This is a genomic window from Salinivibrio sp. HTSP (genome assembly GCF_003390965.1).
Taxonomy (GTDB): Bacteria; Pseudomonadota; Gammaproteobacteria; order Enterobacterales; family Vibrionaceae; genus Salinivibrio; species Salinivibrio kushneri.
Window position 1 is genome coordinate 60,899 of record NZ_PXUD01000033.1, and the last position, 22,934, is coordinate 83,832.

A 22,934-nucleotide genomic window follows, 5' to 3' on the forward strand; every position below is an offset into this window, starting at 1 on the left:
GTCGGATATGTCTTTTTCACAGATTGACAATCATTGGTTGGTAGGCGCGCGCGCTTGTCTGTCTCCTCATCATAACCAACGCCCAGATAGCAAGGATATCTCCTTGCTGGTGATCCACAACATCAGTCTGCCGCCCGGTCAGTTCGACGGTCCCTATATTGAGCAGTTTTTTCAGGGGGATCTCGACCCCTCGGCACATCCTTACTTTGCCGAGATCGCATCGCTTCGCGTCTCCGCCCACCTACTGATCCGACGAGATGGAAGTGTGATCCAGTTTGTACCATTCAGTGCGCGTGCATGGCATGCTGGCGCTTCGTGTTTTGACGGTCGGCAGCAATGTAACGATTTTTCTATCGGTATTGAGCTAGAGGGCACAGACACACATCCATACACCGATCAGCAGTACCAATCGTTAGCGGCGATCACGCAGACGCTGATGCAGTCCTACCCAGCCATTACTCGTGATCGAATCACAGGACACCAACATATTGCCCCAGGCCGTAAAACGGATCCTGGGGTAGCGTTTGACTGGAAAAAGTTACACGCACTGATTTAGATGCCTATTGCATTGACTGAATTGAATGGTCTGACCAATTTAAAGGGGCGGGATATTCATGGCTGTCAGGCTAAAAATACACAGGTTTCCATGATGTCAATCAAAGTTCAGGTGGACAGAATACCCGCTGTCTGGTAACTTTAGGGATCAATAAAGTAATTGGTCTTACCAATTTACAATCAGTCAGTTTCTGCAGCTAAGCGCCAAGCTTGGGGGCAGATGGTCAATAAATACAATGGCATATCAGCGAATTCGTCAACCTAAACTCTCGGATGTAATTGAAAAAGAGCTCGAGGGCTTAATTCTGGAAGGGACCTTGTCTCCAGGCCAGAAGTTACCGCCTGAACGAGAGTTAGCGACGCAATTTGATGTGTCTCGCCCGTCAGTGCGCGAAGCGATTCAACGGCTTGAAGTTAAAAAGCTACTGACGCGCAAGCAAGGTGGCGGCACCTTTGTCAGTGAACGCCTTTGGCAACGCTTCTCTGAGCCATTGCTAGAGTTATTGGCGGACCATCCAGAAACCCAGCTTGATTTATTGGAGTCACGGCATGCTTTAGAGGGGATTTCTTCTTATTTTGCCGCATTACGGGGAACAGAAGAGGATTTTTCTCGCATTGAAGACTGTCATGACGCCATTCGTCAAGCACAACAAAATGGGGACTTAGAGGCAGAAGCCTCGGCTGTGATGCAGTATCTCGTTGCCGTAACGGAAGCGGCGCATAATGTGGTGTTACTTCACATCATGCGCAGTCTCGCGCCGTTACTGGAACAGAATATTTTGCAAAATTTTGAGCTACTTTATCGCCGTCAAGAGACGGTGGAAAACGTCAGCCGACACCGAGCTGAGATAGTGGATGCGATTACCGCTGGTGAACCAGAAAAAGCCAGACAAGCGTCGCATGCACACTTGGCTTACATTGAGGAAACTCTGTTGGATCTTGGTCGAGAAGAAAGCCGTCGCGAACGGTCTCTACGTCGAATTCAACAACGCAAGGACGAGTTGGAGTAGCCTTATTCGCATCCATAGAAACGCGAAGGGCACTGCAGCTGCGACAACGTTTGTTTTGTACGAGTCAATCAACGAAAGGATAGATCGCCATGTCTGAAGTCATGAAACATGACGTGGACGCACTTGAAACACAAGAGTGGTTGCAAGCTCTTGAGTCAGTCGTTCGTGAAGAAGGTGTAGAACGTGCCCAGTTCCTTCTGGAGCAAGTATTAGGGCAAGCACGTTTGGACGGTGTTGACATGCCAACGGGCGTGACCACCAACTATGTAAATACCATTCCTGCTGATCAAGAACCTGCTTACCCAGGTGATGTGAATCTGGAACGCCGTATCCGTTCTATCATTCGTTGGAACGCAATCATGATCGTGTTGCGTGCGTCCAAGAAGGATTTAGAGCTGGGTGGCCACATGGCATCATTCCAGTCTTCGGCGGCATTTTATGAAACCTGCTTTAACCACTTCTTCCGTGCGCCTAACGAGAAAGACGGTGGCGACCTGGTGTATTATCAAGGTCATATTTCTCCAGGTATCTATTCACGTGCCTTTGTTGAAGGCCGCTTGAGCGAAGAGCAGCTCGACAACTTCCGTCAGGAAGTCGATGGCAAAGGGGTGTCTTCATATCCGCACCCGAAACTGATGCCTGAGTTCTGGCAGTTCCCTACCGTATCTATGGGTCTGGCTCCGCTTGCGTCTATCTATCAAGCGCGTTTCCTCAAATACCTCAACGGTCGTGGTCTAAAAGACACCTCTGAGCAGCGTGTTTATGCGTTCCTCGGTGACGGTGAGATGGATGAGCCAGAGTCACGCGGTGCGTTGTCATTCGCGGCCCGTGAAAAACTGGATAACCTCTGCTTCTTGATTAACTGTAACCTGCAGCGCCTTGATGGTCCTGTAATGGGTAACGGTAAAATCGTTCAAGAGCTGGAAGGCCTCTTTAAAGGCGCCGGCTGGAACGTGATCAAAGTGGTTTGGGGCTCTGGCTGGGACAAATTGTTGGCCAAAGACACCTCAGGTAAATTGCTGCAGTTGATGAATGAAACCATTGACGGTGATTACCAGACGTTCAAATCGAAAGATGGCGCTTACGTACGCGAACACTTCTTCGGCAAGTATCCAGAAACAGCCGCCTTGGTTGCAGACATGACTGACGAAGAGATCTTTGCACTTAAGCGTGGTGGCCACGAGCCATCTAAATTATTTGCTGCCTTCAAAGCAGCACAAGAGTGCAATGACCGTCCAACCGTGATCTTGGCGAAAACCGTTAAAGGTTATGGCATGGGTGAAGCGGCTGAAGGGAAAAACATCGCGCACCAAGTGAAGAAAATGGACATGACCCATGTTCACGCGATGCGTGATCGTCTTGGCCTACAAGACTTGTTGTCTGACGACGATGTACAAAACCTGAAGTACCTGAAGTTGGAAGAAGGCTCTGCCGAGTACGAATATCTTCACGCACGTCGTAAGGCACTGCACGGTTATACCCCACAGCGTCTGCCGAAATTTACGCAAGAACTGACATTGCCAAAACTGGACGATTTCTCGGCGTTACTGTCTGAGCAGAAACGTGATATCTCCACCACCATGGCATTTGTACGTTCTTTGAATGTCTTGCTGAAAGACAAGAGCATTGGCAAGAACATTGTGCCAATCATTGCCGACGAAGCGCGTACATTCGGTATGGAAGGCTTGTTCCGTCAAGTAGGTATCTACAACCCGCAGGGTCAGACTTATACCCCAGAAGATCGCGGTGTGGTGTCTTACTACAAAGAAGAAGAAGGCGGCCAAGTACTGCAAGAAGGGATCAACGAGCTAGGCGCGATGTCATCGTGGGTAGCGGCGGCGACCTCTTACAGCACTAATGATCTGCCCATGATCCCATTCTACATCTACTACTCCATGTTCGGCTTCCAACGTGTTGGCGACATGGCGTGGATGGCGGGTGACCAGCAAGCGCGTGGTTTCCTATTGGGTGCGACTGCCGGTCGTACTACCTTGAACGGTGAAGGTCTACAACACGAAGACGGTCACAGCCATATTTTGGCAAGCACGGTACCTAACTGTGTTTCTTACGACCCAACCTTCGCGTACGAAGTGGCGGTGATCATGCAAGACGGTATCCGTCGCATGTACGGTCCTGACCAAGAAAACATCTACTACTACTTGACGCTGATGAACGAAAACTATCATCAGCCAGCCATGCCTGAGGGCGCGGAAGAAGGTATCCGTAAAGGTATCTACAAGTTGGAAACCTATACGGGCGACAAAGCGAAAGTCCAGCTAATGGGCTCTGGCACCATCATGACCGAAGTGCGTAAAGCGGCGAAACTGCTTAGCGATGAGTTCGGTGTGGCGTCTGACGTTTACAGCGTGACCTCGTTCAACGAGCTGGCACGTGACGGTCAAGATGTCGATCGTTTCAACATGCTGAACCCAGATGCAGAAAGCAAAGTGCCTTATATCCAAACCGTGATGGGCACAGAGCCAGCGATTGCTGCGACTGACTACATGAAGAACTATGCTGACCAAGTTCGTGCGTTTGTCCCAGCTGAATCTTACAAAGTACTGGGCACTGACGGCTTTGGCCGTTCAGACAGCCGTGAAAACCTTCGTCGTCACTTTGAAGTGAACGCAGGCTATGTGGTTGTAGCGGCACTTAATGAGCTGGCTAAGCGTGGCGATGTTGACAAGAAAGTGGTCGCAGAAGCGATCAAGAAATTCGACATCGATACCAACAAAGTAAACCCGCTGTTCGCGTAAGAGGCTGAAATAATGTCAATCGAGATTAATGTACCTGACATCGGTGCGGATGAAGTAGAAGTGACTGAGATCCTTGTCAGCGTGGGTGACAAGGTTGAAGAAGAGCAGTCGTTAATCACCGTTGAGGGTGATAAAGCATCCATGGAAGTCCCTGCATCACAAGCGGGTGTGGTCAAGGAAATTAAAATTGCCGAGGGTGACAAAGTCACCACCGGCTCTTTGATGATGATCTTTGAAGCGGAAGGTGCCGCATCAAGCGCTCCTGCGGAAGAGGCGGCTCCCGCCGCCCCTGCTGCAGCACCAGCGGCTGCATCAGAAATCAAAGAAGTGCACGTGCCTGATATCGGCGGTGACGAAGTTGAAGTGACCGACATCATGGTCGCGGTAGGCGACAGCGTCGACGAAGAACAATCATTGATCACCGTTGAAGGCGACAAAGCGTCAATGGAAGTGCCGGCACCGTTTGCGGGCACTGTTAAAGAGATCAAAATTGCTTCAGGTGACAAGGTCTCAACTGGCTCTTTGATCATGATGTTTGAAGTCGGCAGCAGTGCCCCTGCCGAGGCACCTGCCCAAGCTGCACCTGCGGCCCCTGCTGCGTCAGAATCAAAAGACGTCAACGTTCCTGACATTGGCGGTGATGAAGTCGAAGTGACTGACATCATGGTCGCTGTAGGCGATACGGTTGAAGAAGAGCAATCTTTGATCACCGTTGAAGGCGACAAAGCGTCAATGGAAGTGCCGGCACCGTTTGCGGGGACAGTGAAAGAAATCAAAATCGCCGCGGGCGATAAAGTGTCTACCGGCTCGCACATCATGGTGTTCGAGGTGGCGGGTAGTGCACCTGCGGCACCAGCAGCGGCACCTGCACCTGCTGCAGAGGCAAAATCTGCACCCGCACCAAAAGCGGAAGCACCTGCAGCAGCTAAAGCCGACGCCGGTAAAGACGAGTTTGTTGAAAACAAAGAATACGCGCATGCGTCACCTGTTGTTCGTCGTCTCGCGCGTGAATTCGGTGTTAACTTGGCGAAAGTCAAAGGCACCGGTCGTAAAGGACGTGTACTGAAAGAAGACGTACAAGGCTACGTGAAAGAGGCGCTTAAGCGTCTTGAATCTGGCGCAGCATCTGGCTCAGGCGACGGTAGTGCACTGGGTCTGCTACCTTGGCCGAAAGTCGACTTCAGCAAATTCGGTGAAACGGAAGAAAAACCACTGTCTCGTATCAAGAAGATCTCGGGTGCGAACCTGGCACGTAACTGGGTAATGATCCCGCACGTGACGCAGTGGGATAACGCCGATATCACTGAAGTTGAAGCGTTCCGTAAAGAGCAAAACGCGATCGAGAAGAAGAAAGAGTCAGGCATGAAGATCACCCCATTGGTGTTCATCATGAAAGCGGCTGCTAAAGCGCTGGAAGCTTTCCCTTCGTTCAACGCGTCACTGTCTGAAGATGGTGAAAGCCTGATCATGAAGAAGTATGTCAACATCGGTATCGCGGTTGACACACCAAACGGTCTGGTCGTGCCTGTCTTTAAAGACGTGAATAAGAAAGGCATTCACGAGCTATCTGAAGAGCTGATGGTGGTATCGAAGAAAGCCCGTGGCGGTAAGCTAACGGCCTCTGATATGCAAGGTGGTTGCTTTACCATCTCTAGCCTAGGTGGCCTTGGCGGTACGGCGTTTACGCCAATCGTTAATGCGCCAGAAGTGTCTATCTTGGGTGTGTCTAAGTCAGAAATGAAGCCAGTATGGAACGGTAAGGACTTTGAACCTCGCCTGATGCTGCCGCTGTCACTGTCTTACGACCACCGTGTGATCGACGGTGCCGAGGGTGCGCGCTTTATTAGCTACCTCAACGGCCTACTGTCTGATATTCGCCGTTTGGTACTCTAATCGCAATACCAACAACCCGACTGGCCGGTCAAAGGTCGGTCGGGAATTGTTGTGCAGCTCACAGGCTATGGGTTTTTATTTTTCAGCCCATTAACATGGCTGTAAACTGTGGCTCCCAGATACCCACAACAATAAAAAATTACCGCTCTTAGCCTGTCAGGGAATAAGACTATAACGAGGTCAGAATGAGTAAAGAAATCAAAGCGCAAGTCGTCGTCCTTGGCGCTGGTCCTGCTGGATACTCCGCCGCTTTCCGCTGTGCCGACCTAGGTTTGGAAACCGTATTGGTTGAACGTTACAACAACCTTGGCGGTGTGTGTCTAAACGTCGGCTGTATCCCATCTAAAGCCCTACTTCACGTTGCCAAAGTGATTGAAGAAGCCAAAGCCATGGCCGAGCACGGCGTGGTATTCGGTGAGCCACAAACCGATATCGACAAGATCCGCTCTTGGAAAGATAAGGTCATTGGCCAACTGACGGGTGGCTTAGGCGGTATGGCCAAGCAGCGTAAAGTGACAGTCGTCAATGGCACAGGCCGTTTCACTGGCGCCAACACCCTGTTAGTCGAAGGGGAAGAAAGCACTACCATCAACTTTGATAATGCCATCATCGCGGCCGGCTCTCGTCCTATCGAGCTGCCATTTATCCCGCATGATGACCCACGCATTTGGGACTCCACCGACGCCCTTGAGCTCAAAGAAGTACCTGAAAAAATGCTGCTAATGGGTGGCGGCATCATCGGCCTAGAGATGGGCACCGTCTACTATGCACTCGGCTCACAGGTTGATGTGGTCGAAATGTGCGATCAGGTGATCCCTGCGGCAGATAAAGACGTGATCAAAGTCTTTACCAAGCGCATCAGCAAGAAGATGAACCTCATGCTGGAAACCAAGGTGACCGCGGTAGAAGCCAAAGAAGACGGCATCTACGTCACCATGGAAGGCAAAAAAGCCCCAGCAGAGCCTGTTCGCTATGACGCTGTTTTGGTTGCCATCGGCCGTAGCCCGAATGGCAAACTGCTTGATGCGGGCCAAGCTGGCGTTGAAGTTGACGATCGCGGCTTTATCAATGTTGATAAGCAGATGCGCACCAACGTGCCGCACATCTATGCGATCGGTGACATCGTGGGTCAGCCTATGTTGGCGCACAAAGGTGTACACGAAGGCCATGTGGCCGCAGAGGTTATCTCAGGTAAGAAGCATTACTTCGATCCAAAAGTGATCCCATCGATTGCGTACACTGAGCCAGAAGTGGCGTGGGTCGGTAAAACTGAGAAAGAGTGTAAAGAAGAAGGCATTAACTACGAAGTAGCAACCTTCCCATGGGCCGCTTCAGGTCGTGCGATTGCGTCTGATTGTTCGGACGGTTTGACCAAGATGATCTTCGATAAAGATACGCACCGTGTGATCGGTGGTGCGGTTGTGGGTACCAACGGCGGTGAGCTGCTGGGTGAAATCGGTCTTGCTATCGAGATGGGTTGTGATGCCGAAGATGTCGCGCTGACGGTTCATGCTCACCCAACCTTGCACGAATCGGTTGGTTTGGCTGCAGAAGTGTTTGAAGGCTCAATCACAGATATGCCTAACCCGAAAGCGAAGAAAAAGAAATAAACCACGCGTTTATATTTTTCTGACTCAGCCCCGCTATGCGGGGCTTTTTTATATCTGTGAACCCGTGTGGATCGTGAACAAAAAAAGCGGGCCATGGCCCGCTTAGTGCGTCAGTCGGTAGAACCGCAATGGTTTAGAGCTTAAAGCTTCCTACCAAGGTATCAAGACGCTTAGAAAGATCGCGCAGTGACTCACTCGCTTCTGCCATGGTGTTGGCGGTATCAGCGGTTTGCTGTGAGCTGTGGTTAATCTCTTCGATATTTTGGTTAATATCGTTGACCACGGTAGACTGCTCTTCAGTCGCGGTGGCCACCTGAGTGTTCATGTCCGAGATTTGTACAATCTGCTCGTTGATTGCATTGAGCGATTGTGACGCCTCATCGGAGGCATTGACCCCTTCGGCGGTCATGGTGCGGCTTTGTTCCATGGCATCTACCGCGTTGCGCGCTTCTTGCTGCAGGCGGTCAATCATAGTCTGGATTTCGTCGGTGGAGTCAGAGGTGCGACTGGCCAAGCTACGTACTTCATCGGCGACAACTGCAAAGCCACGTCCTTGCTCACCGGCTCGCGCCGCTTCAATCGCCGCATTCAGCGCCAGCAAGTTGGTTTGCTCAGAGATACCGCGGATCACATCCAAAATACCGCCAATCGAATCGGTGTTTTCAGCCAAGGCGCTGATCACTTTCGACATATTCTCCATGTCATCAGCCAGGCGAGCGATGGTATCTCGTGCTTGGGTCACCACACCTTGACCACTCGCTGCATCATCAGAGGCTTGATTGGCGGCACTGGCAGCACTGGCGGCATTGCCTGCAATCTCATTAACGGTCGCCCCCATTTCATTGATGGCGGTCACCACTTGCACGGTGCGATCTCGCTGATACTCGCTTTGTGATTGGGTGGCGCCAGCTTGTGATGACACTTGCTCGGCCGCACTACGCAACTCACCACCGGTGCGGGCAACGTCTGAGACTAAACGATGGATTTTCTCCACAAAGCTATTAAAGCCAGAGGCAAGTTGACCAATCTCATCTTGGCTGTTGATATCCACGCGTTGGCGCAAGTCCCCTTCACCTTCACCAATTTCACGGAACACATTGGCCACGTATTGGATCGGCTTGGTAATGGTCGCGGCAAGCCAGACGGCAACGACGATAAAAATGAGACCGACGACGACCGATACCATCAGGATCTGATTGCGCGTTTCATTGAGAGGCGCATAAACCTCTTCGGCAGGGACATCGGCGATAACAAACCAATCCATTGAGGGCACATAACTGGATGCCAGCAGGACTTCTTCACCATTAATACGGGTGTCGAGCAGATTAAAATCGCCTTTTTGCAGCAAGCTGCGCGCTTGCCCACCATAAATATCACTCAGGGTTTGCTCACCCATTAGATTGGTGTCGCGGTGCAGTTGCACTAGGCCGTCAGCGTTGACCAAGAAGACAAAACCCGATTGTTCAATTTTAAATTGATTCAAAAAGCGGGTCATGTCCTTCAACGAGCGTGAAAAACCGGCTAATCCTTTACCGTTAAGCTGTTGAAAGTTGACGAACAGTTTGAGCTCGCCATTATCCTCTTGGAATACCTGGGCCATGGTGGCATTGCCACTGTCGAGGAAGTTGTAAAACCAACTGTCTTTTTCACGCGTTAACACCCGTAAAAATCCGTTCTGATTCCAATACTGCCCGGTGTTGCGGTTGGCAATGGAGGCATCATTCAAATCGTATTGCTCACGTAATACGTTGAGCTGTTTGATCACGCGGGTTTCTTCTGCAGACGTAATATCTTGGTTGATGATATCTAGCATCACAGGGTTAGAAGCCAGCTGACGTGCGGCCGATTGTAGCTGGTTTACCTCACTATCAATGGTATCTCTAAACTGGGTGAGGGTGGTGGGAAGCTCGTTTTCTAACAGGCGCTTTTCCATGATGTCGCGTGCTTGGCTTAAGCTCATATAACTGATGATGGCGGTGGAGGCGATCACCGCGGAGACAAATGCCAACACGAGTTTTTGTTTGATCGTGAGTTGCTTTAGCTTCATGCCCTTCTCTCTATTGGGTCTATTAACAGACGATAGGTTAGCGTGACAAAAATGTGATGATGTTTATGGCACTAACATCTAAGTTAGCAGATATGTGTGAATGATTGGTTATGTATCGACCATCAAACAATAAAATTGAAGCCTTTGCTCAGGGTTATTGATAAAAATGACACTTTACTCGCGCTTTCAACATAAAGCGGTAAAAGTGCGTCGTCGTTTGCGGGAGATTGGGCGCAAAGCAATGGTAGTCGGATCACTGCGCGATGGCGAAAAGCGGTGTAGAATAAGTGACAACCGCGACAGGCTCTGGGTAACTTATACCTAGAGGTGTGGAGTAGCGTACCGCGTCACTACGACCTAAGTATTATGTTTCACAAAACGAGTAGATTTTAATTTTAGGTTAAAAATGCTATCCTCACGCAGCGGTTACGTGCTCGAACCCTCGTCTTGCTGGAAAATTTTAATAAACTTCGCCGGATAAGCGTGATACGAGTACTAACACTTTCCAAGGATGTTGGATCACACGATCTGACCGAGAAAAGAGGAAATAGTCGTGCTTGAAGCCTACCGTAAACACGTCGAAGAACGTGCCGCTCAGGGTATTGTGCCTAAACCGCTGAACGCTGAGCAAACCGCCAGTTTGATAGAACTGCTGAAAAACCCGCCCGCTGGCGAAGAAGAAACCCTCATTTATTTACTGGAAAACCGAATCCCACCCGGTGTGGATGAAGCCGCTTATGTGAAAGCAGGCTTTCTGGCCGCACTGGCAAAAGGTGAAGCGCAGTCTCCGTTGATTAGCCCCGAGCGTGCCACTGAATTACTTGGCACCATGCAAGGGGGGTATAACATCGAACCACTGATCACCTTACTCGATGATGACAAGCTTGCGCCCATTGCGGCGAAAGTGCTGTCTCATACCTTATTGATGTTCGATGCGTTTTACGACGTTGAAGACAAAATGAAAGCAGGCAATGCCTACGCCAAGCAGGTGATGGCGTCGTGGGCGAACGCTGAGTGGTACCTGGAAAAACCACAAATTCCTGAAAAAGTGACACTGACGGTATTCAAAGTCTCGGGTGAAACCAACACCGATGACTTGTCACCCGCGCCAGATGCGTGGTCACGTCCAGATATTCCCTTACATGCTCTTGCGATGCTGAAAAACGAGCGCGAGGGTATTCAGCCAGACAAACCGGGAGAGATTGGCCCGATCGAGCAAATGAAAAAGCTGGAAGAAAAAGGTCATCCACTGGTTTATGTCGGTGATGTGGTCGGTACTGGCTCGTCTCGTAAGTCGGCAACTAACTCGGTGTTGTGGTTTATGGGGCACGATATTCCTAACGTCCCTAACAAGCGCTCAGGTGGTTTTTGTTTAGGTGGCAAAATCGCGCCTATTTTCTTTAATACCATGGAAGATGCGGGCGCTCTGCCGATTGAACTTGATGTTAGCAAGCTCAACATGGGCGATGTGATTGACCTGTATCCGGCCGACGGCAAAGTGTGCAAGCACGGCACCGATGATGTCCTATCTACCTTCCAACTAAAAACGGACATCCTGTACGATGAAGTGCGTGCGGGTGGACGTATCCCCTTGATCATTGGCCGAGGGCTGACCGATAAAGCCCGCGAAAGCTTAGGGCTTGAGCCCTCTGAGGTGTTCCGTCGCCCACGTCCGGTGGCTGATTCCACCAAAGGCTTTACCTTGGCACAAAAAATGGTGGGCAAAGCGTGTGGCGTTGAGGGCGTGCGCCCGAACACCTATTGTGAGCCCAAAATGACTACCGTAGGCTCGCAAGATACCACCGGGCCCATGACGCGTGATGAGCTGAAAGATTTGGCCTGCCTTGGCTTTACCGCTGATTTGACCATGCAGTCGTTCTGCCATACCTCGGCTTATCCAAAGCCGGTGGATGTGGAAACCCACCATACGTTGCCAGACTTTATTATGAACCGTGGTGGTGTGGCGCTGCGTCCCGGTGACGGTGTGATCCACTCGTGGCTCAACCGTATGCTGCTGCCTGATACCGTGGGGACGGGTGGGGATTCACACACCCGTTTCCCGCTGGGCATTTCGTTCCCTGCTGGCTCAGGTCTCGTGGCCTTTGCGGCCGCGACCGGCGTGATGCCACTGGATATGCCAGAATCGGTCTTAGTGCGCTTTAAAGGTGAAATGCAACCTGGGGTAACGCTACGCGACCTGGTTCATGCTATCCCTTATTTTGGCATTCAAAAAGGGCTGCTGACGGTGGAGAAATCGGGCAAGATTAACGAGTTCTCTGGCCGTATTTTGGAAATCGAAGGGGTTGAGCACCTGACGGTAGAGCAGGCGTTTGAGCTGTCAGATGCATCCGCGGAGCGTTCAGCGGCTGGCTGTACTGTCAAATTATCGCAAGACTCTGTGGCTGAATACCTCGAGTCGAACATTGTGATGCTTAAGTGGATGATCTCTGAGGGCTATGGCGATCGCCGTACCATCGAGCGTCGCATTCAAGCTATGCAGCAATGGTTGGAAAACCCAAGTTTGATGGAAGCAGATAAAGATGCCGAATATGCGCATGTGCTCGAGATCGACTTGGCTGACATCAAAGAGCCGATTTTGTGCGCGCCGAATGACCCAGATGATGCACGTAGCTTGTCAGATGTGGCAGGTGACAGTGTTGATGAAGTCTTTATCGGCAGCTGTATGACCAACATTGGTCACTTCCGCGCGGCGGGTAAACTGCTGGACAAGTTCGGAGGGAGTTTATCTACCCGTATGTGGGTGGCACCACCGACGAAGATGGACCGAGATCAGCTCACCGCCGAAGGTTACTACGGTATTTATGGCCGGGCAGGGGTGCGCATAGAAACGCCAGGATGCTCGTTGTGTATGGGTAACCAAGCGCGTGTGGCAGAAAAGTCTACCGTACTGTCGACCTCGACGCGCAACTTCCCGAACCGTCTGGGCACAGGCGCCAATGTCTATCTCGCATCAGCGGAGTTGTCTGCTGTCGGCGCGATCCTTGGCCGTATTCCGACCAGAGAGGAATACCTTGAGTACGCGGAGCAAATTAATGCGACCGCTAGCGATACCTATCGCTACCTCAACTTCCATCAAATGGATGCCTACACCAAAAAAGCGGATGATGTGATTATTAAAGCCGCGGTATAAGCGTCTTTTACTCGCAGGCTCACAGAAAGCGCCCCCGTTGTTAGGGGCGCTTTTTTTTGGGTTTAACCTTTAGGTAACGCTCATGTGTAACCGGCTAATCGGATCAAACGTGCTATGTTTTCACCGGTGCGCATGAGATTTTTTTTGCTATTCATCAGCGCGTCGCTCAATTCACAAGGGCCCGCTTGAATGGGGAAGATTGCGGTGACACCGGTCTGATAAAGCGCTTCGCAATTGTCACCGACACTGCCGGCGAGCACGATGACGGGGACATCATCGGCATGTGCGATTCTGGCGATAGCAGCGGGTACTTTACCGTGCTGGGTTTGCCCATCGACACGGCCTTCGCCCGTGATCACCCAATCGGCTTGCGCCAACACGTGATGGGCATGTGTGCGTGAGAGCAATAAGTCGACACCGGGCTCAAGCTGCGCGCCAAGTAATCCGCCGAGTGTTGCACCCATCCCGCCAGCCGCGCCAGCGCCTGCAAAGTGGCAAATGGACTGTCCTAATTGCAGGTGGCAAATACTGGCAAAGCGGTGCAGGTATTGCTCCAAGTCTCGAATATCTTCTTCCCGGGCGCCTTTTTGTGGTCCAAAGACGGTAGTGGCACCATGTGGTCCACATAAGGGGTTATCGACATCGCAGGCGGCAGTGAGTTTGACCGTGTTAAGGCGAGCATCTACTCCGTCAATATCTAGAGTCATCAGCGCGCCGAGCCCCTCTCCTGTAGGCGGTATCGGTTTGCCTGCGCCATCAAGAAGCTTGGCGCCGAGGGCGGTTAGGATCCCTGCACCGGCATCATTGGTGGCACTGCCCCCCAAGCCGATAATGATTTCGTCAATATCATGGTCAAGCGCGGCACGAATCAGTTCGCCGGTCCCTAAGCTGGTGGTATGACGAGGATGGCGTGCGTGCTGTGGCACTAAGGGAAGGCCTGAAGCACTGGCAACATCGATAACGGCCAGACGATGTTCGCGATTGATAACAAATTCGGCGGTCACCGAGCGAAAGTCAGGCCCAGTGACCTCGCAGTGATAGCGCTCGCCACCAAGCTGATCGAGAAAGCTTTGTGCAAAGCCCTCACCACCATCCGCCATTGGCAGTTGCGAGAAACGGGCGTTAGGTAAAATAGGCACCATGCCAGCCTCAATCGCCTGTGCAACATGGCGAGCACTAAGGCCTTCTTTAAATGAATCCGGTGCGATCACGATATGCATTTGCCTATCCTTTGCTGCCTACTGTTATTCCATTTAAGTATGGTTGAAGTGACATTTGGATGACAGCTCCGGCTTGGCAATTCTGGCAAAAAGCAGGACAATAGCGTGCCAAATTTGGAGGTCAGTGTGGATTACGAATTTTCTCGCAACAGTTTTGATGACAGCTACCGGATTGTTTTTTCTATGGGACATGAAGCCATAGGACGTTGGCTATTGGATGAACTCGGCACTGAGCTGGCTCAAGTGACATCCTGTCTACATACTCTGCAGCAACTTGAATCAGAGCAGCAGTGGCGCGGGCATACGTTCACGCTTACCGCCAATCGTGATGAGGTCGTGGTGGTGGCGAATGCCATGCTGCAACCTGCCTCGGATGAGGCGCAAACCACGCTCAATGAGCAGGCGCTGACCTTTTATGATGAAGAAAGTTACGCGGCGTGTGGTTACCAAGATTTTTTAGTGATGTTGGACGCTTACCAAGACTTCATTGCCCGTTACGGTCGACGTTAAGTGCTGAGGTTCACTGAGTGAGCGATGCATGGATGAGCACGTATTCCCCTATGCGTGCTTTGAATAGATAGATCTCCCCCTCGTTTTTTCTCCTCATTCTCGTATCGATGTTCCCCATTGGTGCAATTGCCTATCGCTCCCCTTGGCATGCGCGGTGTTGGTGAATAATTCGCACTTAAATGGTGCAAATGAACGCCTTTATATGTGTTTTTAATTTAACTTGTTGATTTTAAATGATTTAAATGTTGGCACGGCTCTTGATAGTTAGATGATGATGCAAACACAAGGACGCAGGAGAAGGATATGAAACTGATTAGCGCCATTATCAAGCCGTTCAAGCTTGATGACGTACGTGAAGCGTTGGCGGATGCTGGCATTGACGGCATGACTGTCTCAGAGGTGAAAGGCTTTGGCCGCCAAAAAGGGCACACAGAGTTATACCGTGGTGCTGAATATCAGGTCGATTTTTTACCCAAAGTAAAATTAGAAATCGCTGTGCAGAGCGAACATGTCGATAGTGTGGTGGATGCGATCGCTCAAGCCGCACAAACCGGCAAGATCGGCGACGGGAAGATCTTCGTCTTTGATCTTCAGCAGGCGGTGCGGATCCGTACTGGCGAGATGGATCTGGAAGCAATTTAAAAACAGGGAGTAAAGACAATGGAACTGGTAAACACGGTGACTGAATTGCGCTACGCGCTCGACACCTTTTTCTTTCTTTTATCTGGTGCGTTAGTGATGTGGATGGCGGCTGGCTTTGCCATGTTAGAGGCAGGCCTAGTGCGCTCGAAAAACACCACTGAGATACTGACCAAAAATATCTGCCTCTACGCCATCGCGTGCACTATGTACCTGTTGGTGGGTTATAACATCATGTACGTGGATAACAGTGGCGGTGGCTTTATTCCTTCTTTTGGGACCTTGATTGGTACGCAAGGGGCGGACGCGGATCACTCGCTTGAATCAGACTTCTTCTTCCAAGTAGTGTTTGTGGCAACCGCGATGTCTGTGGTGTCAGGCGCGGTAGCTGAGCGTATGAAGCTGTGGGCATTCCTGGTGTTCTCTGTCATTTTAACCGCGGTGATTTATCCGGTTGAAGGTTACTGGACCTGGGGCGGTGGTTTTCTTTCAGAAGCAGGCTTTAGCGACTTCGCAGGCTCCGGGATTGTTCACATGGCCGGTGCCGCTGCGGCCCTAGCAGGTGTCCTGCTCTTGGGGGCGCGTAAAGGGAAATACAGCAAAAATGGTAAAATCAATCCCATCCCTGGCTCAAACCTGCCTCTGGCCACACTCGGTACCTTCATCTTATGGTTCGGCTGGTTTGGGTTTAACGGTGGCTCACAACTGATGGTCTCGGATTTTGAAAACGCTACGGCGGTCGGACAAATCTTCTTGAATACCAATGCGGCGGCGGCGGCCGGTGCGATAGCAGCCTTGTTGGTGTGTAAAACCCTTTGGGGAAAAGCCGATTTGACCATGGTGCTTAACGGTGCGTTAGCCGGCTTAGTGGCCATCACGGCGGATCCTTTATCGCCTTCACCCGTGGCTGCGCTGATTATCGGTGCGGTATCAGGTGTGATTGTCGTATTCAGTATTATCGGTCTAGACAAGGTAAAAGTGGATGATCCTGTCGGTGCGATCTCCGTGCACGGTGTGTGTGGCTTCTTCGGCTTGATGGTTGTGCCTTTAAGTAACACCGGAGCAACCTTTGGTGCGCAGCTTCTGGGCGCGGCGGTAATTTTTGCTTGGGTGTTTGCGGCAAGTTTCCTCGTGTGGCTAGTACTGAAAAACACCATGGGGATCCGTGTCACCGAAGAAGAGGAGATGTCAGGGATGGATCTACACGACTGTGGTATTGATGCATATCCCGAATTTGTCAGCGTAAAATAGTCAGTTACACGCAATTCGATTAGACTCTGAAACGAAACCTTACATTTTTAATGTAAGGTTTTTTTCTTTTTGCCTCGGATCATATTGAGCACCAGGTTATTAGTTGTATACTAACGAAACTGAGATTCGTTATCATTTATCATCATATTTAAGGACTGCCACGATGAAAAAACTACTGATTGCCTCGGCTATTACCGCAAGCCTATTAGGAACCAGCGCCGCGGTCGCATCCGAAGAAGTCAATGTTTACTCGTATCGCCAACCTTTCTTGATTGAACCTATGTTCGATGCGTTTACCGAAGAGACCGGCATTGAAGTGAATGTTAAGTTCGCTAAAAAAGGCATGGCGGAAAAGGTCAAGCAAGAAGGAGAGTACAGCCCGGCCGACGTACTGCTAACCGTTGATATCTCACGCCTTAAAGAGCTGGTAAACCAAGATGTAGTGCAGCCTGTGCAAAGCGATCTCATCGATCAAAACGTACCTGAGCAGTTCCGTGATAGTGAAGATAAGTGGGTCGCGCTAACCACGCGTGCACGTGCGGTATACTCTTCTCGCGAGCGTGTCGGCAAACTGGGTGACGATTTTGATTATCTCGACTTGGCAAAACCAGAATGGAAAGGCAAGATTTGCACCCGTTCAGGCAAACACCCATACAATGTTTCTCTGGTGTCAGCTATCATCGAAAACCACGGTGAAGCGAAAGCCAAAGAGTGGCTTGAGGGCGTAAAAGACAATCTCGCACGTAAACCACAAGGCAATGATCGTGCACAAGTGAAAGCGATCAAAGAAGGCCTGTGTGACGTCTCACTAGGTAATAGCTATTACCTGGGCAAAATGCTGAACGACGAAGAACAAACAGCGTGGGCGGAAGCGGTTTACTTGAACTATCCAGGCCAGAATGCTTACGGTACGCACGTGAACGTGAGTGGCATGGCGATGGCGAAGTACGCACCGAACGAAGAAAACGCGCTAAAACTAATGGAATTTTTAACGTCAGACAAAGCACAGCATATGTATGCTGAGGTGAACTTCGAAGAGCCGGTGAAGCCGGGTGTTGAGCAGTCTGAGCTGGTGGCGTCTTGGGGCGACTACAAGCATGACCCAATGCCGCTTGAGGCGATTGCGGATAACTACAGCCAGTCAGTGAAACTGCTGGATGAAGTTCAGTTCGACCTGTAAGCCATTGCATAGGGGCGGCTGCCGCCCCTGTTGTCTTTCTCTGACGCCTTAATGTAGTAGGCCATGCGAGATAGATTACCCATGATAAAAACCAGCAGTTGGAGCTTAGCTCTGTTGCTGGTTTTGCCGATCTTAGCGATCTTTTATACCGCGGTGGGCGATACCGGGGATATTTTTCCCCATTTGTTCGAGACCGTACTACCGACTTACACCTTGAATACCAGCTTATTAGTGGCTGGCGTGGTGGCGATTGCGATCATTCTCGGGGTTCCCACCGCGTGGATGCTGGCCATGTATCAGGTACCGGGTAGCCAGCAACTGCAGTGGGCGATGGTGCTTCCGCTTGCGATGCCGGGCTATATCATCGGTTATATCTATACTGACTGGTTTGATTATGCGGGTCCATTACAACGCGGCTTGCGGGCGCTGTTTGAATGGCAAACGGTCAATGATTACTGGTTTCCCGATATGCGTACCTTGCCAGGTGCGTGTTTTGTGCTGGCGTTAGTCTTATACCCTTATATCTACCTGCTCACCCGTGCCGCGTTTATGGAGCAGAGTGTCACCTTGACCCAATCAGCGCGTTTGCTCGGTTGTTCACCGATGCAAAGCTTTCGGCGCATTTCTTTACCGTTAGCACGGCCGGCGATTGCGGTAGGTGCCTCTTTGGTGGCAATGGAGGCACTAGGCGATTTTGGTACGGTCAATTACTTTGCGGTCAGCACTCTTACGACCGCGGTCTATGATACTTGGTTGAGCTATTCGAGCTTAACCGCTGCCGCTAAAATCTCAGCGATCATGCTGGTGGCTATCTTCCTTTTGATCAGTGCGGAACGTTATGGGCGACGCAAACAAGCGCAATTTAGTCCAAGCTCGAGCAGTGATGCGATTGAGAAAATGCCCTTAACAGGCTGGCGTAAAGTGGGCGTTTTAGCCTGGTGCTGGAGTCTGCTGTCACTGGCGTTTATTTTACCCCTGCTACAGCTGTTAGTTTATGCATGGCACTACTACGAAAAAAATGCGGTCAGCGAGTTTGCCACTTTTAGCTATAACAGCTTTTATACCTCCAGTTTGGCGGCTCTGATCGCGGTGGGTATTGCGTGGACCGTGAATGTGTATCGCCGCCTGCGTGGGCATGGGGTCAGTGTTGCCCCCATGCGGTTGGCGTCGATGGGCTATGCGGTGCCAGGGACGGTGCTTGCGATTGGTGTGATGTTAGTACTGACCCGCGGTGATCACTTCATTAACGATATTGCCACGCATTACGGCTGGGGACGGCCTGGCCTCCTATTATCTGGCACCATGGTGGCCTTATTGGTCGCGTTTGTCGTGCGGTTCAGTGCCGTCGCCATTGGCAGTATTGAATCAAGCATGGCCAAAATTCCTCCGTCACTGGATATGGCGGCGCGAACCATGGGATGCACCACCACAGGGGTGATTCGCCGTGTGCATTTACCCTTAATTCGGCGGGGCACGCTCATTGCGATGCTGTTGGTGTTTATTGAGTCGATGAAAGAGCTCAATGCAGCGATTCTACTACGCCCTTTTAATTTCGAAACACTGGCCACGTATGTATACAACTTTACCTCGGATGAGCACTTGGAGTATGCCGCCTTACCTGCCATTTTGTTGGTCGTGGTTGGCTTGGTTCCCCTTATCCTGATTAACCGGTCATTGGAGCAAAAATATCAATGAAGTGTGCGCTCGCGATAGAGAATTTGACCTGCAGTTATAACGGTACGCCTGTTTTAAAGGATTTGTCGCTGCAAGTCGCGCCGGGAGAGATTGTGTGCTTGCTCGGTGCCAGTGGCTGCGGGAAGACGACGTTGCTAAAAGCAATGGCTGGATTAATGCCATTATCGTCAGGAAAACTATCGATTGGGTGCAAACTCATGGATGATACTCAGCATTCAATCCCGCCAGAGCAACGCAATATTGGGATGATTTTTCAAGACTATGCGCTGTTCCCACACCTTACGGTGGCAGACAACGTGGGGTTTGGTCTGTCTGGATTCAGCGCGGCGGCGCGCAGTGAGAAAGTGGCTGAGATGCTCAAGTTGGTGCGTCTGGCGGAGCTGGGAGACCGCTATCCTCACCAGCTCTCGGGCGGCCAGCAACAGCGGGTGGCGATAGCGCGCGCGCTGGCTTATGAACCCGATCTGTTATTGCTTGATGAGCCCTTTTCAAATATTGATACCCAGGTTCGTCATGATTTAATTGAAGAAATCCGACGCATTTTTAAATCCCAAGGGGTGACGGCGATCCTGGTGACGCATAGCCGAGAGGAAGCATTCGCGTTTGCCGATAAGCTAGCGGTAATGAATCAGGGGCTCATTGAACAGTATGGTGATACCACTGAGGTCTATTACCAACCTGCGAGCCGCTTTGTCGCTGACTTTCTTGGTCAAGGGTCGTATGTGCCGGTAACGGTCTCGTCGCAAGAACAAATGCAGACACCGCTCGGCCCTTGGCCTCGTCCGGTGCATTGTCATCCAGGCCCGCATTGGTGGTTACTGAGACCGCAGTTTCTTAGCATTCGTGCTGATGAGAAGGGGGAAGGGCAGGTATTGTCTCAGCAGTTTATGGGGGACAGCAGCCGTTACACCATCGATATCCACGGTCAAAAACTATCGGTGCACGCGCGCGAGCCGCTATTGGTTGGGGATAAAGTCAGTTTACATATCCGCCCTCACGAGCCCGTCCTGTTCAATGATGGGCCGAGTTTTATTGACGATTAAGACACCAGAACCAAAAAAGCCAACCGAGGGGTTGGCTTTCTACTAGGTTGACCGCCTGGTTAGCTTTGTTGGCACAGTACATCAACATAGTGCTGAGCCATGGCGTTTAAAGCCGTTTTATCTGGTTGTTGGTGCGCCTGTAAAAACAGCACATAGCACACCCCAGCTAACATACTGGCAAGCTCACGCGGTTGGTAACGGTCGACCATTTCACCTTTTGCCATCCCGTTCTCGAACACGTGCTCGAACTGATCCATCGCATCTCGACTGCCTTTGACAAAGCGTGGCCAAATATCCTCGCGAATAGAGGTACTCCATTCAAACCAGACTTTCATCCAAGCTTTGTCTGCCAGTGCCGTGTCGATAATTTGCGAGGTAATGCAGTTTAGCGATGCTCGCATTGATTGATCTTGCTCGGTGCACTCATTAATGAGTTTTATGAAGTGTTTCTCGGTCTGGGCCAAGATCTCTTCCACCAAGTCTTCACGGGTTGGGAAGTAGTTAAATACTGTTGCGACGGAGACGTCTGCCATTTCGGCAATATCGGCGTGTCCGGCACGACCAATCCCGCGTTTCGCAAACACATCTAAGCCACACCCTAATAACTGCTCTTTGCGGCGCTCGGGCGATAGCCGCGTCCTTGTTCTCTCATTTGATTGAGCCATCCTAAAACCTGCCAACTTATTTTTGGTTTGTACAAATTAATTATTGTTTGTGCTAATGATTTTATTATTAGCGAGATCGAGTTTATACCAGCCATTTATGGCCTGACAACGGCTAGAAGCCTGATCTAGGCCGTAAAACAGTAATTTTGTCTGCAAAAAAAGTCATTCATTATTAAAAACAAAGGCATTGATTATTTTTTCTTATCAATCAGCGTGATAGCCAACTAGTGTGTAGGTGCATAAGCGGCAAAAACGCACTCACTGGGATCCGCAATCGATTTAGTGCTAGACTATGCCACCTTTGTTAGTGACCTCCCTTTTGTGGAGAGACAACCATCGGGGCAGATATGAAACACACCGTTGAAGTGATGATTTCAGAGCAGGACGTACAGGCGCGAGTCAAAGCCTTGGGCGCCGAGATCAGCGAGCACTATAAAGACTCATCGGAGTTGGTATTAGTGGGGCTGCTGCGTGGCTCGTTCGTTTTCATGGCGGATTTATGCCGTGCGATTGATATGCCGCACGCGGTCGACTTTATGACCGCATCAAGTTACGGCAACAGCATGGAAAGTACGCGTGATGTGCGTATTTTGAAAGATTTAGATGATGATATTAAAGGCAAAGATGTACTCTTAGTCGAAGATATCATCGATACCGGCAATACGCTCAGCAAGGTGTGTGAAATCCTGTCTTTGCGCGAGCCAAATTCTGTACGTATTTGTACATTGTTAGACAAGCCAGAGCGCCGAGAAGTCGACGTCAAGGTTGATTGGTTGGGCTTTACGATTCCAGATGAATTTGTGGTCGGTGTGGGCATTGATTATGCGCAAAAGTATCGCCATCTGCCGTATGTCGGTAAAGTGATTCCGTTGGATTAATTTTCACGGTGATTGGCAACGCTAATCATCGCGCAGAGCGACAGAGCGTCTCACGAGCAATGAAAAACCGAGCGGTCGCTCGGTTTTTTTGACCCCATGAGACAGGCGAGTGCCATCCTGCCTTGTCAGGGAGGAGTGGAAAGACTAACACTCGACCTGGTCAGACACGAGTTCACACATTGCCGATTGATAGTTGATTTCCAGTGATTCCTGACTATTGGCGGTCATCCCTAGATCCCGCAAGATCCCGTCGGTGGTGTCGTAAAACCAGCCATGGACCTTCACATCTTGGCCGCGCTCCCAGGCCGCTCGCAAAATCGTTGAATTGCCCAGATGATAAACCTGTTCGGCGACATTGATCTCACACAGCCGGTTACCACGGGCTTGTGCGGGCAGTTGGCTAAGATAGCTTTTGTGCTTGAGGTAGAGATCACGAATATGCAGTAACCAGTTGTTAATTAAACCCAGCTCAGGATTTTCAATCGCTGCATGTACCCCGCCACAACCATAGTGGCCACAGACAATAATGTGTTTGATTTGCAGCACGTCGACGGCGTACTGCACCACGGATAAACAATTGAGATCGGTATGAATCACTTGATTGGCGACATTACGATGAACAAAAAGCTCGCCCGAGTCTAAGCCAGTCAGGCGCTCTGCGGGGACGCGACTATCGGCGCAGCCAATCCATAAATATTCTGGATGTTGTTCTTTCGCCAACTCGGCAAAAAATTGTGGGTTGGTATCACGAATGTCTTTTGACCAGGCTTTATTGTTGGCGAACAACGCTTTGATTTGGGCCATATCCACTCAGTCTTTTGGCAAAGTTAT

17 protein-coding genes are annotated in these 22,934 nt (G+C 50.7%); 13 read left to right on the forward strand and 4 right to left on the reverse strand.

From position 1 onward, the window contains the following. The first annotated feature begins 7 nt into the window (after window positions 1-7). From ampD to lpdA, 5 genes are all read left to right on the forward strand, one after another. Window positions 8-556: a 1,6-anhydro-N-acetylmuramyl-L-alanine amidase AmpD gene (gene ampD / locus C7A19_RS07360; protein ID WP_077599647.1), complete on the forward strand. Its 549-nt coding sequence runs from the start codon at window positions 8-10 to the stop codon at window positions 554-556. 235 nt (window positions 557-791) lie between these two features. After that, on the forward strand, window positions 792-1,565 hold the full coding sequence (pdhR, locus tag C7A19_RS07365) for a pyruvate dehydrogenase complex transcriptional repressor PdhR (RefSeq protein WP_046073985.1): 774 nt from the start codon (window positions 792-794) through the stop codon (window positions 1,563-1,565). Between the two features lie 89 nt (window positions 1,566-1,654). Next, window positions 1,655-4,321: a pyruvate dehydrogenase (acetyl-transferring), homodimeric type gene (gene aceE / locus C7A19_RS07370; protein WP_116644583.1), complete on the forward strand. Its 2,667-nt coding sequence runs from the start codon at window positions 1,655-1,657 to the stop codon at window positions 4,319-4,321. Between the two features lie 12 nt (window positions 4,322-4,333). Next, window positions 4,334-6,214: a pyruvate dehydrogenase complex dihydrolipoyllysine-residue acetyltransferase gene (gene aceF, locus C7A19_RS07375; protein ID WP_116644584.1), complete on the forward strand. Its 1,881-nt coding sequence runs from the start codon at window positions 4,334-4,336 to the stop codon at window positions 6,212-6,214. A gap of 185 nt (window positions 6,215-6,399) precedes the next feature. Continuing rightward, the gene (lpdA, locus tag C7A19_RS07380) at window positions 6,400-7,824 is read left to right on the forward strand and encodes a dihydrolipoyl dehydrogenase (protein ID WP_116644585.1); all 1,425 of its coding nucleotides are present in this window, start codon (window positions 6,400-6,402) and stop codon (window positions 7,822-7,824) included. 133 nt (window positions 7,825-7,957) lie between these two features. Here the strand turns inward: lpdA and C7A19_RS07385 are convergent, their stop codons facing one another. Continuing rightward, a complete protein-coding gene (locus C7A19_RS07385; protein ID WP_116644586.1) occupies window positions 7,958-9,871 on the reverse strand; it encodes a methyl-accepting chemotaxis protein in 1,914 nt (637 codons plus the stop codon). A 553-nt stretch (window positions 9,872-10,424) separates the two neighbouring features. On the opposite strand from C7A19_RS07385, the gene acnB reads away from it, so the two are divergent. Then, the gene (acnB, locus tag C7A19_RS07390) at window positions 10,425-13,022 is read left to right on the forward strand and encodes a bifunctional aconitate hydratase 2/2-methylisocitrate dehydratase (RefSeq protein ID WP_116644587.1); all 2,598 of its coding nucleotides are present in this window, start codon (window positions 10,425-10,427) and stop codon (window positions 13,020-13,022) included. Between the two features lie 80 nt (window positions 13,023-13,102). On the opposite strand, the gene C7A19_RS07395 is transcribed toward acnB, so the two are convergent. Continuing rightward, complete coding sequence (locus tag C7A19_RS07395; RefSeq protein WP_116644588.1) at window positions 13,103-14,242, reverse strand: glycerate kinase; 1,140 nt, start codon at window positions 14,240-14,242, stop codon at window positions 13,103-13,105. Between the two features lie 126 nt (window positions 14,243-14,368). Between C7A19_RS07395 and C7A19_RS07400 the strand changes: the two genes are divergently transcribed. The 6 genes from C7A19_RS07400 to C7A19_RS07425 all read left to right on the forward strand — a co-directional run bounded on the left by C7A19_RS07400 (window position 14,369) and on the right by C7A19_RS07425 (window position 20,560). Next, window positions 14,369-14,752, forward strand: a complete 384-nt coding sequence (locus tag C7A19_RS07400; protein ID WP_162300257.1) for a YacL family protein — start codon at window positions 14,369-14,371, stop codon at window positions 14,750-14,752. A 303-nt stretch (window positions 14,753-15,055) separates the two neighbouring features. Beyond that, the gene (locus tag C7A19_RS07405) at window positions 15,056-15,394 is read left to right on the forward strand and encodes a P-II family nitrogen regulator (RefSeq protein ID WP_069363377.1); all 339 of its coding nucleotides are present in this window, start codon (window positions 15,056-15,058) and stop codon (window positions 15,392-15,394) included. An 18-nt stretch (window positions 15,395-15,412) separates the two neighbouring features. Next, the gene (locus tag C7A19_RS07410) at window positions 15,413-16,642 is read left to right on the forward strand and encodes an ammonium transporter (protein ID WP_077599642.1); all 1,230 of its coding nucleotides are present in this window, start codon (window positions 15,413-15,415) and stop codon (window positions 16,640-16,642) included. A gap of 163 nt (window positions 16,643-16,805) precedes the next feature. After that, the gene (locus C7A19_RS07415) at window positions 16,806-17,822 is read left to right on the forward strand and encodes a Fe(3+) ABC transporter substrate-binding protein (RefSeq protein ID WP_069363379.1); all 1,017 of its coding nucleotides are present in this window, start codon (window positions 16,806-16,808) and stop codon (window positions 17,820-17,822) included. Window positions 17,823-17,885: 63 nt separating this feature from the next. Further along, window positions 17,886-19,517, forward strand: a complete 1,632-nt coding sequence (locus C7A19_RS07420; protein WP_116644590.1) for an iron ABC transporter permease — start codon at window positions 17,886-17,888, stop codon at window positions 19,515-19,517. Further along, window positions 19,514-20,560, forward strand: coding sequence for an ABC transporter ATP-binding protein (locus tag C7A19_RS07425; protein ID WP_069363381.1), 1,047 nt, complete (start codon window positions 19,514-19,516; stop codon window positions 20,558-20,560). The genes C7A19_RS07420 and C7A19_RS07425 overlap by 4 nt, the downstream gene beginning before the upstream one ends. Before the next feature lie 59 nt (window positions 20,561-20,619). On the opposite strand, the gene C7A19_RS07430 is transcribed toward C7A19_RS07425, so the two are convergent. Next, the gene (locus C7A19_RS07430; RefSeq protein WP_077484278.1) at window positions 20,620-21,225 is read right to left on the reverse strand and encodes a TetR/AcrR family transcriptional regulator; all 606 of its coding nucleotides are present in this window, start codon (window positions 21,223-21,225) and stop codon (window positions 20,620-20,622) included. A 347-nt stretch (window positions 21,226-21,572) separates the two neighbouring features. Here C7A19_RS07430 and hpt point away from each other — a divergent pair, with 347 nt between their 5' ends. Next, a complete protein-coding gene (hpt, locus tag C7A19_RS07435) occupies window positions 21,573-22,103 on the forward strand; it encodes a hypoxanthine phosphoribosyltransferase (RefSeq protein WP_046074001.1) in 531 nt (176 codons plus the stop codon). A gap of 144 nt (window positions 22,104-22,247) precedes the next feature. Here hpt and can read toward each other — a convergent pair whose 3' ends face one another. After that, window positions 22,248-22,907, reverse strand: a complete 660-nt coding sequence (can, locus tag C7A19_RS07440) for a carbonate dehydratase (RefSeq protein ID WP_116644591.1) — start codon at window positions 22,905-22,907, stop codon at window positions 22,248-22,250. Window positions 22,908-22,934 lie beyond the last annotated feature (27 nt).